The sequence below is a fragment of the Micromonospora sp. NPDC048868 genome, from assembly GCF_043198195.1.
In the GTDB taxonomy this organism is placed as follows: domain Bacteria; phylum Actinomycetota; class Actinomycetes; order Mycobacteriales; family Micromonosporaceae; genus Micromonospora; species Micromonospora reichwaldensis.
This window is the reverse complement of the sequence record NZ_JBICUN010000006.1, coordinates 191,835-207,398: the sequence shown is the minus strand read 5'-3', so window position 1 is coordinate 207,398 and position 15,564 is coordinate 191,835. Positions and strand designations below refer to the sequence as shown.

At 71.9% G+C, this 15,564-nt stretch carries 14 protein-coding genes; 5 read left to right on the top strand and 9 right to left on the bottom strand.

Annotated elements, in window-relative coordinates; all coding sequences use genetic code 11:
- Positions 1–37: 37 nt before the first annotated feature.
- The 7 genes from smpB to pruA form a co-directional block, all read right to left on the bottom strand.
- On the bottom strand, positions 38–517 hold the full coding sequence (gene smpB / locus ACGFNF_RS12240) for an SsrA-binding protein SmpB (protein ID WP_088964850.1): 480 nt from the start codon (positions 515–517) through the stop codon (positions 38–40).
- A 135-nt stretch (positions 518–652) separates the two neighbouring features.
- Complete coding sequence (gene ftsX, locus ACGFNF_RS12235) at positions 653–1,528, bottom strand: permease-like cell division protein FtsX (RefSeq protein WP_357576469.1); 876 nt, start codon at positions 1,526–1,528, stop codon at positions 653–655.
- A 65-nt stretch (positions 1,529–1,593) separates the two neighbouring features.
- Positions 1,594–2,274, bottom strand: coding sequence for a cell division ATP-binding protein FtsE (gene ftsE / locus ACGFNF_RS12230; RefSeq protein WP_089001878.1), 681 nt, complete (start codon positions 2,272–2,274; stop codon positions 1,594–1,596).
- 118 nt (positions 2,275–2,392) lie between these two features.
- On the bottom strand, positions 2,393–3,514 hold the full coding sequence (gene prfB / locus ACGFNF_RS12225; protein ID WP_311414173.1) for a peptide chain release factor 2: 1,122 nt from the start codon (positions 3,512–3,514) through the stop codon (positions 2,393–2,395).
- A 195-nt stretch (positions 3,515–3,709) separates the two neighbouring features.
- Complete coding sequence (locus ACGFNF_RS12220) at positions 3,710–4,225, bottom strand: PadR family transcriptional regulator (protein ID WP_357576468.1); 516 nt, start codon at positions 4,223–4,225, stop codon at positions 3,710–3,712.
- A 117-nt stretch (positions 4,226–4,342) separates the two neighbouring features.
- A complete protein-coding gene (locus tag ACGFNF_RS12215) occupies positions 4,343–5,146 on the bottom strand; it encodes a tryptophan 2,3-dioxygenase (RefSeq protein WP_151456887.1) in 804 nt (267 codons plus the stop codon).
- A 103-nt stretch (positions 5,147–5,249) separates the two neighbouring features.
- Positions 5,250–6,878 carry an L-glutamate gamma-semialdehyde dehydrogenase gene (gene pruA, locus ACGFNF_RS12210; RefSeq protein ID WP_357576467.1) on the bottom strand — a complete coding sequence of 543 codons (1,629 nt, stop codon included), beginning with the start codon at positions 6,876–6,878 and terminating at the stop codon, positions 5,250–5,252.
- A 251-nt stretch (positions 6,879–7,129) separates the two neighbouring features.
- Between pruA and ACGFNF_RS12205 the strand changes: the two genes are divergently transcribed.
- Positions 7,130–8,281, top strand: coding sequence for a hypothetical protein (locus ACGFNF_RS12205; protein ID WP_357576466.1), 1,152 nt, complete (start codon positions 7,130–7,132; stop codon positions 8,279–8,281).
- A 64-nt stretch (positions 8,282–8,345) separates the two neighbouring features.
- On the opposite strand, the gene ACGFNF_RS12200 is transcribed toward ACGFNF_RS12205, so the two are convergent.
- Positions 8,346–8,855, bottom strand: coding sequence for a DUF6912 family protein (locus ACGFNF_RS12200; protein WP_357576465.1), 510 nt, complete (start codon positions 8,853–8,855; stop codon positions 8,346–8,348).
- A 217-nt stretch (positions 8,856–9,072) separates the two neighbouring features.
- Between ACGFNF_RS12200 and ACGFNF_RS12195 the strand changes: the two genes are divergently transcribed.
- Both ACGFNF_RS12195 and ACGFNF_RS12190 read left to right on the top strand, forming a co-directional pair.
- On the top strand, positions 9,073–9,300 hold the full coding sequence (locus ACGFNF_RS12195; RefSeq protein WP_121396459.1) for a helix-turn-helix domain-containing protein: 228 nt from the start codon (positions 9,073–9,075) through the stop codon (positions 9,298–9,300).
- Between the two features lie 104 nt (positions 9,301–9,404).
- Entirely contained in the window at positions 9,405–10,001 is a 597-nt protein-coding gene (locus ACGFNF_RS12190; RefSeq protein ID WP_357576464.1) for an Rv3235 family protein, read from the top strand.
- 206 nt (positions 10,002–10,207) lie between these two features.
- On the opposite strand, the gene secA is transcribed toward ACGFNF_RS12190, so the two are convergent.
- A complete protein-coding gene (gene secA / locus ACGFNF_RS12185) occupies positions 10,208–13,129 on the bottom strand; it encodes a preprotein translocase subunit SecA (RefSeq protein ID WP_357576463.1) in 2,922 nt (973 codons plus the stop codon).
- A gap of 160 nt (positions 13,130–13,289) precedes the next feature.
- Between secA and ACGFNF_RS12180 the strand changes: the two genes are divergently transcribed.
- Both ACGFNF_RS12180 and ACGFNF_RS12175 read left to right on the top strand, forming a co-directional pair.
- The gene (locus ACGFNF_RS12180; protein WP_393167541.1) at positions 13,290–14,453 is read left to right on the top strand and encodes a GNAT family N-acetyltransferase; all 1,164 of its coding nucleotides are present in this window, start codon (positions 13,290–13,292) and stop codon (positions 14,451–14,453) included.
- Positions 14,450–15,559: a GNAT family N-acetyltransferase gene (locus tag ACGFNF_RS12175; protein ID WP_357576461.1), complete on the top strand. Its 1,110-nt coding sequence runs from the start codon at positions 14,450–14,452 to the stop codon at positions 15,557–15,559. Before ACGFNF_RS12180 ends, ACGFNF_RS12175 begins: the two co-directional genes overlap by 4 nt.
- The last annotated feature ends 5 nt before the right edge of the window (positions 15,560–15,564 follow it).

Genomic DNA, 15,564 nt, shown 5'->3' with positions numbered 1-15,564 from the left:
CCCCGGCGGGCGCGCCGGACCGGACAGGACGGACATCTCAGTCGTCCATGCCCTTGCCACGCCGGCCGGCGACCCGGGCGATCTCCCGGTCCGCGTCCCGCTTGGCGAGGTCCTGCCGCTTGTCGTACGACTTCTTGCCCTTCGCCAGGGCGATCTCCACCTTGGCCCAGCCGTCGGAGAAGTAGACCTGCAACGGCACCATGGTCAGGCCGCCCTCGCGGGTCTTGCCGATCAGCCGGTCGATCTCCAGCCGGTTGAGCAGCAGCTTGCGGGTCCGCCGGGGCTCGTGGTTGGTCCAGGTGCCCTGCGTGTACTCGGGAATGTGCATCCCGTGCAGGTAGAGCTCGCCGTTGCGCTCCTGCGCGAACGCGTCGACCAGCGACGCGCGCCCGGCCCGCAGCGACTTGACCTCGGTGCCGGTCAACGCCATGCCCGCCTCGTAGGTGTCGAGGATCGCGTAGTCGTGCCGGGCCTTCTTGTTGGAGGCGACGACCTTGCGTCCCTTTTCCCGTGGCATCGGCGCCACCCCCTTCCGGTGATCCGCGCCGGACGTGACCGGCCGCGGGGCGGAGATCATGCTACCCGAACGGCAACGGCCCTCCCGCGCCGTTTGTTCCTGGCGCGGGAGGGCCGTCGTCGAGCCGTACGGGCGTCAGACCCGCAGGTAGAAGCGGAGCGTGACCCAGGCGGTGATCGCGCTGACCAGGCCACCGACGCCGGCCATCAGCGGGAACATGAACAGGATGTCGCCCCAGCTGATCGGCGAGAGCAGGCCCTGCAGCGCCTGGAGCGACCCGTCGAAGAGCAGGTACTTGGCCGCGATGAGGGCCACCAGGCCGAGCAACGAGCCGATCAGGCCGGCGACCACGGCCTCCAGTACGAACGGCGCCTGGATGAACCAGTTCGACGCGCCGACCAGTTTCATGACCGCGACCTCACGCCGCTTGCTGTACGCGGCCACCTGGATCGTGTTGGCGACCAGGAGCAGGGCGGCGACGGCCATCACGATCGCGGCGGCCAGGGCGATGTTCTGGATCGCGGTGAGGATGTCGAAGATCTTGTCCAGCAGCCGGCTCTGGTCGACGATCTCGTCGACGCCCTCGACTTCCTTGTACTGGTCGTAGATGTTCTTGTACTGCTCCGGGTTGTTCAGCTTCAGCCGGAACGACTCGGGCAGGCTGTCCGCCTTGACGGCGCTGAGCAGGTCCGGAGCGTCCTGGAACATCTCCTGGAAGCGCTTGTACGCCTCGTCCTTGTTGACGTAGAGGACCTCCTTGACCAGCGGGTCGCCCTTCAGCTGGGTTTCCAACGCGCCGCGCTGCTCAGGGCTCACCTCCTGGGTGAGGAAGATCGAGACCTCGATGTTCTTGTAGTAGAGGTCCTTCATGTCGTCGACCTGGCGGTACATGAGACCGCTGGCGCCGAGCATGGTCAGCGAGACCGCCATCGTGATGATCATCGCGATGGTCATGGTCACGTTGCGCCACAGTCCGACCAGTACCTCGGACAGGACGTATTTCACGCGCATCGGGATTTCCTCCGGGTCTCCGGCATGAGGTGTTCGTCGTCAGGCTGCGCAGGGGTGGCGTCGACTCAGCCGTAGACGCCGCGGGCCTGGTCGCGCACGATGCGGCCGCTCTCGATCTCGATGACCCGGCGGCGCATCTGGTTCACGATGTTGGAGTCGTGCGTGACCATCACGACGGTCGTGCCGGTGCGGTTGATCCGGTCCAGCAGGCGCATGATCTCGATCGAGGTGTCCGGGTCCAGGTTTCCGGTCGGCTCGTCCGCGAGCAGGATCAGCGGACGGTTCACGAACGCCCGGGCGACGGCGACCCGCTGCTGCTCACCACCGGAGAGCTCGTGCGGGTAACGGTGCTCCTTGCCACCGAGTCCGACCAGCTCCAGAACCTCGGGCACGACCCGGCGGGCGACCGCCTTGGTCTTGCCGATCACCTCGAGGGCGAACGCCACGTTCTCGTACGCGGTGCGGTTCGGCAGCAGCCGGAAGTCCTGGAACACGCAGCCGATGGAACGCCGGAAGTGAGGTCGCTTCCAGGAACGCATCGACGTGACGTCCTTGCTGTTGACGACGACCCGGCCCTTGTTGGGCGAGACCTCGTGCAGCAGCAACTTGATGATGGTGGACTTGCCGGAGCCGGATGGACCGATGAAGAAGACGAACTCACCCTTCTCGATCGAGACGGACACGTTGTCGAGCGAAGGCCGGGACGCCTTCGGGTACGTCTTCGTCACTTGCTCAAGCTGAATCACGGGTCGTGAGTCTACGCGGTGTAACCGAGGAGCCAAGCCCCACGCCCCGCCGTTGCGAGTCGCGTCATCCAATTCGGGCGTACCGGGAAGATCGACGACGCGCTCCGCCCACGGTTGATCACGCAGCGTCGCCGGCGAGCTGCTGCTGCTTGCGCCACCGGATGCCCGCCTCGAGGAACTTGTCCAGGTCGCCGTCGAAGACCGCGGTCGGGTTGCCGGTCTCCTGCTCCGTCCGGAGGTCCTTCACCATCTGGTACGGGTGCAGGACGTACGACCGCATCTGGTCGCCCCACGAGCCGGCGGCGTCCGTCTTGAGGCCCTGGAGCTTGGCCTGCTCCTCCTGGCGCTTGCGCTCCAGCAGGCGGGCCTGGAGCACCCGCAGCGCGGACGCCTTGTTCTGCAGCTGGGACTTCTCGTTCTGACAGGTGACCACGATGCCGGTCGGGATGTGCGTGAGCCGCACGGCGGAGTCGGTGGTGTTGACGCTCTGCCCGCCCGGGCCGGAGGAGCGGTAGACGTCGACCCGCATCTCGTTCTCGGGGATCTCGATGCTGTCGGTCTGCTCGACCACCGGCAGCACCTCGACGCCGGCGAAGCTGGTCTGCCGGCGCCCCTGGTTGTCGAAGGGGCTGATCCGCACCAGCCGGTGGGTGCCCGACTCGACGCTGAGCGTGCCGTACGCGTAGGGCACCTTGACCGTGAAGGTGGCCGACTTCAGGCCCGCCTCCTCGGCGTAGGAGGTCTCGTAGACCTCCGTCGGGTAGCCGTGCCGCTCCGCCCAGCGCAGGTACATCCGCAGCAGCATCTCGGCGAAGTCCGCCGCGTCCACGCCGCCGGCGCCGGCCCGGATGGCGACCAGCGCCTCCCGGGAGTCGTACTCGCCGGAGAGCAGGGTGCGGACCTCCATCTCCTCGATGGCCTTGCCCAGTGAGGCGATCTCCGCCTCGACCTCGGTGAGCACTCCCGGGTCGGACTCCGCCTCGGCCAGCTCCAGCAGCACCTTGGCGTCGTCGAGCCCGGAGCGGAGGCTGCCGAGCTTGCTGATCTCGCCGTTGACGTACGACAACTGGGAGGTCACCTGCTGGGCCTTCGCCTGGTCGTCCCACAGGTCGGGCGCGGAGGCCTCCTGCTCCAGGCGGTCCTTGTCCGCGCGCAGCCGGTCGATGTCGAGCACCGCCTCGATGTTGCGCAGGGTGGCGTCGAGGCCCTTGAGCTGTTCGGCGTAATCGGCAGCGGTCACGACAGACAAGGGTACTGCTCGTGCGAGGAGTGAGCTTGCGAGCCCCGCAGTCACGAGCCAAAAAGACCCAGCTCGTGCGAGCAGCGGGCCTGCGAGCCCCGCAGTCACGAGCCAAAAAGACCCAGCTCGTGCGAGGAGTGAGCTTGCGAGCCCCGCAGTCACGAGCCAAAAAGGTTCCGGTGGGATGCCCTGTGGTCAGGCGACCGGGGCGCTCTTCAGCCAGGACAGGGCGGCCTTGTGGTAGGCGACGGCGAACTCCAGCGCGCTGGCGTCGTACGCGTCGCCCTCCTTCTTGGCGTTCTTGACCTGTTCCCGGACCTTGGCCAGGGCCTCGGTGTGGTATTCGTTGGCCGCGGCCTGGAGGTTCTTGAGCTGGCTGGCCGAGTGCAGCTCGCCGAAGGCGATCCGCAGGGCGATCGGGTTACGGATGGTGTCCCGCCCCGGCTCCTCGGCCAACCAGCGGGAGAATGTCCGTTTTCCCGCTGCGGTGATCGCGTACGGCTGGCTTGAGCGCGGGCCGGGCTTGCCCATCCGGACCAGGCCCCGCTCGGCCAGCACCGGCAGCTCCCGGTAGACCTGACTACGCGTCATCGACCAGTACGGCGCCAGTCGGCGCTCGGCGGCGGCCATCAACTGGCCACCTGTCATGGGGCCCTCGTGGAGCAGCCCGAGCAGGGCCGCCGCCGTGGGGTTGACTCCGGAATCCGCCATGCCCCTCACGCTGCCACTTTGCCGACGCGGCGTCCAGGATTTGGCATTTTCGCCACCCGGTCGGGTTCCTATGTGCACTGTCGGCGCGAGACAGTGCGTCGAGGAGGCGCGGAACGGTCACAGTCGGCTACGCAGCTCCCACAGCTCCGGGTAGAACCGGGTCTCCACCCGGGAGCGCAGATAAGCCCCGCCGGCCGAGCCCCCGGTGCCGGGCTTCGTGCCGATCTGCCGCTCGGCCATCAGCACGTGCCGGGCCCGCCACAGCGAGAACGCCTGGTCGTGGGCGACAAGCGCCTCCGCGAGGTCCCACAGCGGCCCGAACCGCTCCCGGTCCCCGGCGATCGTGGCGTACGCGGCGAAGCGCGACTCCTCCTCGGTGACGTCGAAACCGGCCCTGCCCAGCACCGCCAGGAAGCCGTCCCAGAGGCTCGGCTCGGCCAGCCGCCGCTCCAGGCGCTCCCGCTCGACGTCGGGAAGCCCCCGGAAGCGGCGCAGGTAGTCCGGGTCCTTGAGGCCGGAGAGGAACTCGATCTCCCGGAACTGGGCGGACTGGAAGCCCGAGGCCGGGGCGAGCTTGGTGCGGAAGGCCAGGAAGTCCTGCGGGGTCATCGTGTCGATCACGTCGACCTGACCGATCAGGACCCGTTCCACCACGTGGCAGCGCTCCAGCCGCACCCGGGGCAGGTAGGTCTCGCCGTCCAGCATCCGGTCCCGGGCGTCGGTCAGCTCGGAGAGCAGCAGTTTGAACCACAGCTCGTAGACCTGGTGAATGGTGATGAAGAGCAGCTCGTCGTGGGAGGCCGGGTCGGACTCCGGCACCTGGGCGGCCAGCAGGTCGGCCAGCCGCAGGTAGTCGGTGTAGGTGAGCAGGCCACCCTGCTCGCCGAAGTGGGGATCCTGCGCGGGGGTGGGGTGGGTCACAGCGGCCACGGTACCGCCGCCGCCCCACCCCCGCCCGCTGGCAAGGAAGGGCCCCTTCCTGTGCACGAGGCGTGGAGAAAGGGCCCTTCCTTACACCTCGACCTCAGCCCATGTGGGGGTAGGTGTGGTCGGTCGGCGCGACGAAGGTCTCCTTGATCGTCCGGGGCGACATCCACCGGACGAGGTTGTGCCAGGAGCCGGCCTTGTCGTTGGTGCCGCTGGCCCGGGCGCCGCCGAAGGGCTGCTGCCCGACCACGGCGCCGGTCGGCTTGTCGTTGATGTAGAAGTTGCCGGCCGCGTACCGCATCTTCTCGGCGACCGCGTCGACCACCCGGCGGTCCGTCGCGAAGATCGACCCGGTCAGGGCGTACGGCGCGATCGACTCGGCCTGGTTGACCACGTCGTCGAAGCGGCCGTCGTCGAAGACGTGCACGCCGAGGATCGGCCCGAAGTACTCGGTGGTGAACGTCTCGTGCGCCGCGTCGGTGCACTCGAACAGCGTGGGCCGGACGAACCAGCCGACGGAGTCGTCGGCGGTGCCGCCGGCGAGGACCCGGCAGGCGTCGTCGCCGGAGATCAGCTCCAGCGCGGCGCGGTGCCGGTCGAACGCCTTGGCGTCGATCACGGCGCCGCCGAAGTTGCCGAAGTCGGTGACGTCGCCGTAGGTGAGGGACTCCGCGGTGGCGGCCAGCCGGTCGCGCAGCCCGCCCTCCCACAGCGACCGCGGGACGTACGCCCGGGACGCCGCCGAGCACTTCTGGCCCTGGTATTCGAAGGCGCCACGGATCAGGGCGGTGTGCAGGGCGTCGACGTCGGCGCTGGTGTGCGCGACGACGAAGTCCTTGCCGCCGGTCTCGCCGACCAGCCGGGGGTAGCCCCGGTAGCGGGAGATGTTCTCGCCGACGGTCCGCCACAGGTGCTGGAAGACCTTCGTGGAGCCGGTGAAGTGGATGCCGGCCAGGTCCGGGTCGGCGAGCACCACGTCGGAGACCTCCTCGCCGCGCCCGGTGACCATGTTGATCACGCCGGGGGGCAGGCCGGCCGCCTCGAACAGCCGCATGGTGAAGTGCGCGGCGAACTGCTGGGTCGGGCCCGGCTTCCAGACCACGGTGTTGCCCAGCAGGGCCGGCGCCGAGGGCAGGTTGCCGGCGATGGCCGTGAAGTTGAACGGGGTGACCGCGTAGACGAAGCCCTCCAGCGGGCGGTGGTCGAAGCGGTTCCACACCCCCGGCGACGACATCGGCTGCGCCTCGAGCAGCTCCCGGGCGAAGTGCACGTTGAAGCGGAGGAAGTCGATGAACTCGCAGGCCGCGTCGATCTCGGCCTGGATGACGGTCTTCGACTGGCCGAGCATGGTGGCCGCGTTCAGCGTGTCGCGCCACGGGCCGGCGAGCAGCTCGGCGGCGCGCAGGAAGATCGCGGCCCGTTCCTCGAACGGCAGGGCCCGCCACATCCCGGCGGCGTCCTTGGCGGCCTTCACGGCGGCGCGGGCGTCGTCGTGGGTGGCGTGTGCGGTGACGCCGAGCACGTGCGCGTGCTTGTGCGGCTGCACGACGTTGATCGACTCGCCGCCGGCCATCCGCTGCTCACCGGCGATGGTCATCGGCAGGTCGATCCGCTCGGCGGCCAGCTCGGTCAGCCGCCGCTGGAGCCGTTCCCGGTCGGCACCGCCCGGCTCGTAGTTGCGGACCGGCTCGTTGCGCGGCTCGGGTACGGAGAACACAGCGTCCATCAAGGCTCCTGGCGATCTCGACAGCGGTGGCGAAACCGGACCCGCGGGCACCGGCCGGGTGACCGGCGCCGACGCCGTGCCGGGTTGACCGGTCACGGCAGCGGGACCTCTCCCCGATTCTTCCACGCCCCACCCCCGGCCCTTCCACCCTGCGCGGGGCGGGCGACGGGGGCGGGCGTGGTGGACGCGTACGCTGGGTGGCCGGTGAACTGCCGGCCCACCGGGGCCGGGCGTCCGTCGGAGGGAACACGATGACCAAGCAGCCCGGCAGCTCCGCAGCCGCGGAGTCGGACCGGTCGGCGCCGGCCGGCGACGCCGTTCCCGAGACGACGGACGCCGTCGGGAAAACCGCCGCCGCCGCGACGGACGCCGCCGGGGACACCGCCGCCGAAGCGCGGGACGCCACCGGCGCCGCACCGGTGGACGAGACCGACGCGACCGGGGCCGGCCCCTCCGTCGACCCGCGGGGCGGGACGGCGCTGCCGCTCGCGCCCGGTGCGCCGGTGCTGGCGCTCCTGGCGCTCGGGTGGCTGGCCGCGATGCTCTGGTCGACCCGCGAGGTGATCAGCTCCGCGGCGGCCGGGCTCACCGCCATCAGCCTCTCCGCGTTCGCCCTGCCGGGGGTGATCTCGGCGGCGCTGGTCGCCGGCGCCGGCTTCGCCCTCTTCGGTGTCGACCTGCTCGCCCGCCGGGGCAGCGAGCGGGTCACCCTGCGCTTCGTGGCGGCGATCGGCACCGGCCTGCTCGTCGGGCTCGCCGCCGCGTTCGCGATCAATCTGACGTACGCCGACAACGCGACCACCAACGTGATCGCCGCCACCACCGCCGCAGCGGCGACCGTCGGCGGGGCCGTCGCCGGCGCGCGTAGCGGGTCCGTGGTCGGGGCCGTGGTGGCCGCCGCCCTCGGCACGCTGATCTTCGTGGTGGCCTTCAGCCGGGCCCGCGACCCGCTCTTCGACCTGTTCGGCGGCGGCGACGGCCAGGAGTCGCTGCTGAGCGCGGCCAAGTGGGTGTCCCGCACCGAGTCCCTGCTCGCCGGCCTGGTGGCCGGGCTGCTGGCCTTCGGGTACCTGACCCTGGCCCGCCGCCGGTCCGCCCGGCTCGACGCGGCGGCGCCCGCGCCCCGCTGGCCCGCCTACCTGCTGGCCGGCGCCGGCCCGGGCCTGCTCCTGATCGTCGCCGAGGTGATCATCCGGGTCGGCGGGCGGTCCCTGCTCGACCTGGCCGGGGCGCTGAGCGAGGCGGACGCGGTGGCCCAGACTTCGCTGGGCACCTCCCGGATCGACAACGCCATCTGGGTGCTCTTCGTCGGCGCCCTGACCGCGATGATCGCCTTCGGCCGCACCCTCGGGCCGGCCCACGCCGACGACGACGAGCCGGTCGAGGCCGCCCCCACCCGCTGACCTCGCGGCACCCGGCACCGGCCGACATTCCGCCCGTCGGGCGGCGCAGGCGGCGCGCGGGAGGTCAGGAGGTGGCGCGGAGCAGCAGGTCCAGCTCGGTGACGTCGTACCACTCCAGCTCGTGGTCCTCGGCGCCGTCGACCGTGAACTGCGCGTCCGGGTCGCCGGCCAGGGCCTCGGTGACCGCCTCCGCCGCGGCGGAGACGTCCTCGACCGCGTCGGCGCCGTCCATGTGGACGGCCGCGACGGCGCCCACCGGCACGGGGGCACTCAGCTCGACCGCGCTGGAGCCCAGCTCCCCGTCGCCCCGGCCCACGGCCGAGGCGGGCAGGTCGACCGAGACGACGATCCGGCGGCGGGGCGCGTCGGGGTCGGCCCGGAGCAGCTGCAACGCGTCCTGAGCGGCCCGGGTGAAGGCGACGTACTCCAGCTCCTCCTCGTCGCCCTCGGCGTACCACTCCCGCAGGGTGGGGGTCACCGCGTGCGCGGCGGCCACCGGCAGCCCGGCGCCGCGCAGGAGGGTCAGCATCGGGACGGTCGCCGGCACGTACACCCGGACAAGCTCCTCGGTCACCGCTCGTCTCCCCCGCTCAGGTCCCTGCGCCGGCTTCCGCCGGCCCCGGCCGATCATGCCCTATCGCCGTGACCGTCATACACCGCGCACCTTCTGCGGTGGAAGCGTCCCACCGGTGTGTCCCGGGGCGGCTCGGCGCAGGTCGCGGCCGGGCGGCTGGGCCATGTCGGCCGTCGGTGGCAAACTGAAGCAAACGACGCCAACCCCGGGGGTTTCCGTGGAGCCGAGGTTCCTGCTGCTCTCCGACGTGGCCACCGAGCTGAACGTGTCGGACTCGCAGGTCTACCACATGGTGCGCAGCGGCGAGCTGCCCGCGATCAAGATCGGCGGGCGCGGCCAGTGGCGGGTGGAACGCGCCCGGCTGGAGGAGTACATCGAGCGCAAGTACGCCGAGACGGCCGACTGGGTGCGGAGCAACCCGCTGGCCGACCGCGACCCGGAGTAGCTGGACCACTCCGCAGGGGCATTGACCGCGAGCTCTGCCGTGCCCGAGAATGAAGCTTGTCGAAGGCAAACGAAGGCAAACGCAAGATCGTGGGAGGTTCCCGGATGACCGATCACCGCCGACCCGGGCCGGCGCGCCCTCCCGTGCGGCTACGCCCCGCCCCCTCGTTCGAGCCGCCGTTCACCGACGACGACGCCGCCCACTGGCCGGCCCCGGGCCACGCCCAGCTCGTCCTCGACCTGTTCGAGCCGTCCCGGCGCGAGGCCGACCGGCCGCCCGGCCGACGACAGCGGCCGGTACCGACCGGCCCCGGCCGTCGGCCCGCCGCCCCGCTGCCACTGGACGCGCTGGTGACCGCCACCCCCGAGGCGACCCGGGCCGCGCACCGGTTCGTCCGCACCTGCCTGGAGGTGCTCAACGGCTACCGCTCGCCCGGGCAGCTCAGGCCGCTGCTCGACCCGGCGCGGGCAGCCGGGCTGCTGCCCGAGCTGGCCCGCGCCACCGCCCGCTCCGGCCCGCTCCGCCGCCGGTCGACCCGCCCGGCCGTACGCCTGCTCCGGCTGCGGGTCTGCGAGCCGCGCACCGCCGCCGTCGAGGTGGCCGCGGTGCTCACCAGCACGGGCGGGCGTACCTGGGCGATGGCGTTGCGCCTGGAGCACCGCCGGGGCAGCTGGCTCTGCACGGCCCTCCAGGTGCTCTGAGCCATCGGGCTCCGGCCAGGCGCGCACGGTGCTCACCCACGATCCCGGGGTGGACCTGGTGCGCGCCGACCCGGCGGTCGCCGAGGTGCGCACCCCCCGGCCCGGGTGACCAGCCGCCCGGACGGTGGCCGAGACGGAAGCGAGCCGTGGTCCACGAGGACCACGGCTCGACTGCTCCGGCGGGCGCTGGCCCGCTCAGCTGCCTGTCACGCGCCGCCGTTGGGGGCGCCGTGGCAGCGCTTGTACTTCCGGCCGGACCCGCACGGGCACGGCGCGTTGCGGGACGGGCCGTTGCCGGCCTCCGCCTGCCCCGACGCCGCCCGCCGGTTGTTGCCGGCCGGGACGCCCGGGCCACGCAGACCCGACGCCGGACGCTGCGGCGCCGCCGGGGCGGTCGTGCCCGGCGCGGCCGGGGCGGCCGGTGCCGGACGACCGACGCCCAGCGCGGGCGCCTGCTGCTCGGCGTGCTCGACGGCCACCGCACCGGCGCCGGCCTCGCCGTCGATGGTCGGCGCGGAGTATTGCAGGCCCTGCTGCTGCGGGGCCCGACCCAGGCCCTTGGCCCGGATCTCGACCGGCTTGTCGAGCAGCTGGACCTCCTCGGCCTCGGGCTCCGGCTCGTTGACCTGGACCTCGAGGTTGTAGAGGAAGCCGACCGTCTCCTCCTTGATGCCGTCCATCATCGTCGCGAACATGTCGAAGCCCTCGCGCTGGTATTCCACCACCGGGTCGCGCTGGGCGTACGCCCGCAGGCTGATGCCCTCCTGGAGGTAGTCCATCTCGTAGAGGTGCTCGCGCCACTTGCGGTCGATGACCTGGAGCAGGACCATCCGCTCCAGCTGGCGGGTGCCCTCCTCGCCGAGCTGCTCCTCACGCCGGTCGTACGCGGCGTGCGCGTCCTCCTTGAGGCGGGAGAGCAGGAAGTCCGCGTCGATGCCGGCCCGCGAGCCGCCGGCCTCCTCCTCCAGCTCCTCGATCGTGATGCCCACCGGGTAGAGCTGCTTCAGGCTGGCCCAGAGCTGCTCCAGGTCCCAGTCCTCGCCGTAGCCGTCGGCGGTGGCCCCCCGCACGTACGCGTCGACGACGTCGTCGATCATGTTGCGGACCTGGTCGGAGAGGTCCTCGCCGTTGAGCACCCGCAGCCGCTCGGCGTAGATCACCTGGCGCTGCTTGTTCATGACCTCGTCGTACTTGAGGACGTTCTTGCGGATCTCGGCGTTCTGGCCCTCGATCTGGGCCTGCGCGCTCTTGATCTGCTTGGTGACCATCTTCGACTCGATGGGCACGTCCTCCGGGATGTTGAAGCGCTCCATGACCGCCTCGACGGCGCCGGAGCGGAAGCGCTTCATCAGCTCGTCCTGGAGCGAGAGGTAGAAGCGGGACTCGCCCGGGTCACCCTGCCGGCCCGACCGACCGCGCAGCTGGTTGTCGATGCGCCGGGACTCGTGCCGCTCGGTGCCCAGCACGTAGAGGCCACCGGCGGCGGCGACCTCCTCCGCCTCGGCGTCGCAGGCCTGCTTCCACTGGGGCAGGACCTCCTCCATCGCCTTGGCGTACTCCTCCTCCTGCTCGGCCGGGTCGAGGCCGCGCTGGCGCAGCTCGTTGGCGGCGAGGAACTCGGCGTTGCCGCCGAGCAGGATGTCGGTGCCACGACCGGCCATGTTGGTGGCGACGGTGACGGCGCCCTTGCGGCCGGCCTGGGCGACGATCTCGGCCTCACGGGCGTGGAACTTGGCGTTCAGCACGGAGTGCGGGATGCCGCGCCGGCGCAGCAGCTGGGAGATGATCTCGGAATTCTCCACCGAGACGGTGCCGACGAGCACCGGCTGACCCATCGCGTGCCGCTCGGCGATGTCCTCCACCACGGCGTTGAACTTGGCCTTCTCGGTCTTGTAGATCACGTCCGGCCGGTCCTGGCGGACCATCGGCCGGTGGGTCGGGATCGTCACCACACCGACCTTGTAGACCTTGTTGAACTCGCCCGCCTCGGTCTGGGCGGTACCGGTCATGCCGGAGAGCTTCTCGTAGAGGCGGAAGTAGTTCTGGAGGGTGATGGTGGCCAGGGTCTGGTTCTCCTGCTTGATCTCCACCCCCTCCTTGGCCTCGATCGCCTGGTGCATGCCCTCGTTGTAGCGGCGGCCGTGCAGGATGCGCCCGGTGAACTCGTCGACGATCAGGACCTCGCCGTCGCTGACGATGTAGTCCTTGTCGCGCTTGTAGAGCTCCTTGGCCTTGATGGCGTTGTTGAGGTAGCCCACCAGCGGGGTGTTGACCGACTCGTAGAGGTTGTCGATGCCCAGCCGGTCCTCGACCTTGGCCACGCCGCGCTCGGTGACGGCGATGGTGCGCTTGGAGTGGTCGACCTCGTAGTCGCCCTCGCCGTCCTTGCCGGCCTGGAGCCGGGCCACGACGCCCGCGAACTCGCCGTACCAGCGGGCGGAGTGCTCGGCCGGGCCGGAGATGATCAGCGGGGTGCGGGCCTCGTCGATGAGGATCGAGTCGACCTCGTCGACCACCGCGAAGTTGTGGCCGCGCTGGACCAGCTCTTCCTTCGACCACGCCATGTTGTCGCGCAGGTAGTCGAAGCCGAACTCGTTGTTGGTGCCGTAGGTGATGTCGCACTCGTAGGCGGCCCGGTGCTCGGTGGCCGGCCGGTTGGGCAGCACCACGCCGACGGTGAGGCCGAGGAACTCGTGCACCTGGCCCATCCAGGCGGCGTCCCGCTGGGCCAGGTAGTCGTTGACCGTGATGACGTGCACGCCGTTGCCGGAGAGCGCGTTGAGGTAGACCGGCATGACCGAGGTCAGGGTCTTGCCCTCACCGGTCTTCATCTCGGCGATGTTGCCGAAGTGCAGCGCCGCGCCGCCCATGACCTGGACGTCGTAGGGCCGCTGGCCGAGCACCCGGGCGGCCGCCTCGCGGCAGACCGCGAACGCCTCCGGCAGCAGGTCGTCGAGGGTCTCGCCGTCGGCGAGCCGCTCCTTGAACTGGTCGGTCATGCCGCGCAACTCTTCGTCGGTGAGGTTGACGTAGTCGTCCTCGATCGAGTTGACGGCGGCGGCGATGGCCTTGAGCCGGCGCACCATACGGCCCTCGCCCGCGCGGAGGACCTTTTCCAGAATCGACACGGATCAACGCTCCCCTAGACAGTCTCGAACCATCGTAGGCGCTCCATCGGCGCGATGGTCACTGGTGGCGGCCCTCCGAGCCGGCGAAACCGACATAACACGCCCGACTCGCGCCGCCCCGCCGAAATCCGGTTACGCCGTCCGCGAACGGTCCGGCACGATGGCTCGGGTGGAACCTGTCGAGATCACCGAGGACGGCCTGTTGCTGCGACCCTGGCGGGCGACCGACGCCGACGCGGTGCACCGGGCGTGCCAGGACCCGGACATCCAGCGCTGGACCACCGTACCGCGCCCGTACCTGCCCGAACACGCGCACCGGTTCGTGACCGAGGTGACCCCGGCGGACTGGGCGACGGGCGCCGGGGCGCCGTTCGCGGTCTGCGACGCCGCCACCGGCGAACTGCTCGCCTCCTGCGGGCTCGTCTCGATCGACACCGGCCTGCGTTCCGGCGAGATCGGCTACTGGACCGCGCCGTGGGCCCGGGGCGCGGGCGTGGCCGTCCGGGCCAGCCGGGCCGTCGCCCGCTGGGCGTTCGACGCGCTGGAGCTGCGCCGGCTGATCTGGCAGGCCGAGGTGGGCAACCACGCCTCCCGCCTGGTCGCGCTCCGGGCGGGCTTCCGCGTCGAGGGCCGGCTGCGGCTCGCCGACCCCGCCCCCGGCGGCAGTGCGGAGGGCTGGATCGGCTCCCTGCTCCCCGGCGAGGTGCCCGCCCCCGGGGAGACCGGTCCGGCCGGATCGGGCACCCTGGAGGCCCGTCGCGCCGCCGTCTTCGGCGGGCCCCAGCCCGTCCTCTTCGCCACCGCCGGCGCCACCGAGCTGCGGCTGCGCCCGATGGAGGAGCGCGACCTGGACGCGGTCGTCGACACCTGCCGGGACCCGGAGAGCATCCGGTGGACCACCGTGCCCGACCCGTACGAGCGGGCGGACGCCGAGTCGTACCTGCACTTCGGCCGGGGCACCTGGGCCGGCGGCACCAGCGCCTGCTTCGTGGTCGCCGACGCCGAGGACCGGTACGTCGGCACGATCGACCTGCGGCTCTCCCCCGCCGACCCGCTGCTGGCCGACGTCGGCTTCATGGCCGCCCCCGCGGCCCGGGGCCGGGGCTACCTGTCGGCCGCGCTGACCGCGCTCAGCGCCTGGGGCTTCACCACGCTGGGCCTGGCCCGGATCGAATGGAAGGCAAACGTCGGCAACACCGCCTCCCGTCGGGTCGCCGAGAAGGCCGGCTTCACGGTCGAGGGCGTCGCCCGGGGCGGGCTCACCCACCGCGACGAGCGGGTGGACGTCTGGGTCGGCGCACTGCTCGCCGGGGACCTGACGTGACGCCCGAGGTGATCGAGGCCGACGGGGTGCGGCTGCGGCAGTTCCGCCCCGCCGACGCCGCCGACCTGGCCGCCGGCTGCGGCGACCCGGTCAACCTGCGGTTCAACCCCGGCATGCCGCAGCCGTACACCGAGGCCGACGCCCGCTGGTGGATCACCGAGGGCGCCCCGGCGGCCTGGGCCACCGGCGGGGCCGCGTACGCCATCGCCGACCGGACCACCGACCGGCTGGTCGGCGGCGCGGGCATCGGCCAGGTCGTGCCGCCGCGCCGGCAGGCGGAGGTGGGCTACTGGGTCGCGCCGTGGGCGCGGCGGCGCGGGATCGCCAGCGCCGCGACGCGGGCCCTGGCCGACTCCGCGCTCCGGCACGGTCTCCACCGGCTGGAGCTGATGACCCACGCCGAGAACCCGGCCAGCCAGCGGGTGGCGCTCGCCGCCGGCTTCACCCACGAGGGGGTACGCCGGGCGGCCGGCCAACTGCGGGGCGGCGGCCGGACGGACCTGCTCGCGTGGGTACGCCTCGCCGACGACCCACCCGGTCCCGCCCCCCGGCTCCTGCCGGACCTGCCCGACGGCCGGCTCACCGACGGCGTGGTGACCCTGCGCCGGCTCGGCCCGGACGACGTCGACGTGATGTACCGCCTGCACACGCGTCCGGAGGTGGTGGCGAACCAGGCCCCGCCGGTGCCGCCGACCCGGGCGGCCGTCGAGCGGCGTTGCCTGCTGGCCGAGAGCGCATGGCTCACCGGCAGCATCGCCCGGCTGCTGATCGTCGACGCGGTCACCGGCGAGCCGGCGGGCAGTTGCGGGCTCAGCCTCTCCGACCCGGCGGCCGGCGAGGGCTCGGTCGGCTACGCGCTGCTGCCCGACCAGCGGGGACGCGGGCTGGCCACCAGGGCGGTACGGCTCCTGGCCGGCTGGGCGTTCGGTCCGGCCGGGATCGCCCGGCTGGTCGCCGGCACCGTGCCCGCCAACACCGCCTCGCACGGGGTGCTGGAGCGGGTGGGATTCCGCCGGGAGGGTCTGCTGCTCGGGCGGCTGCCGGGACTGGCCGGCAGCCGCATCGACGACCTGGTCTTCGGGCTGCTCCCCGACGAACTCCGCTGACCCGC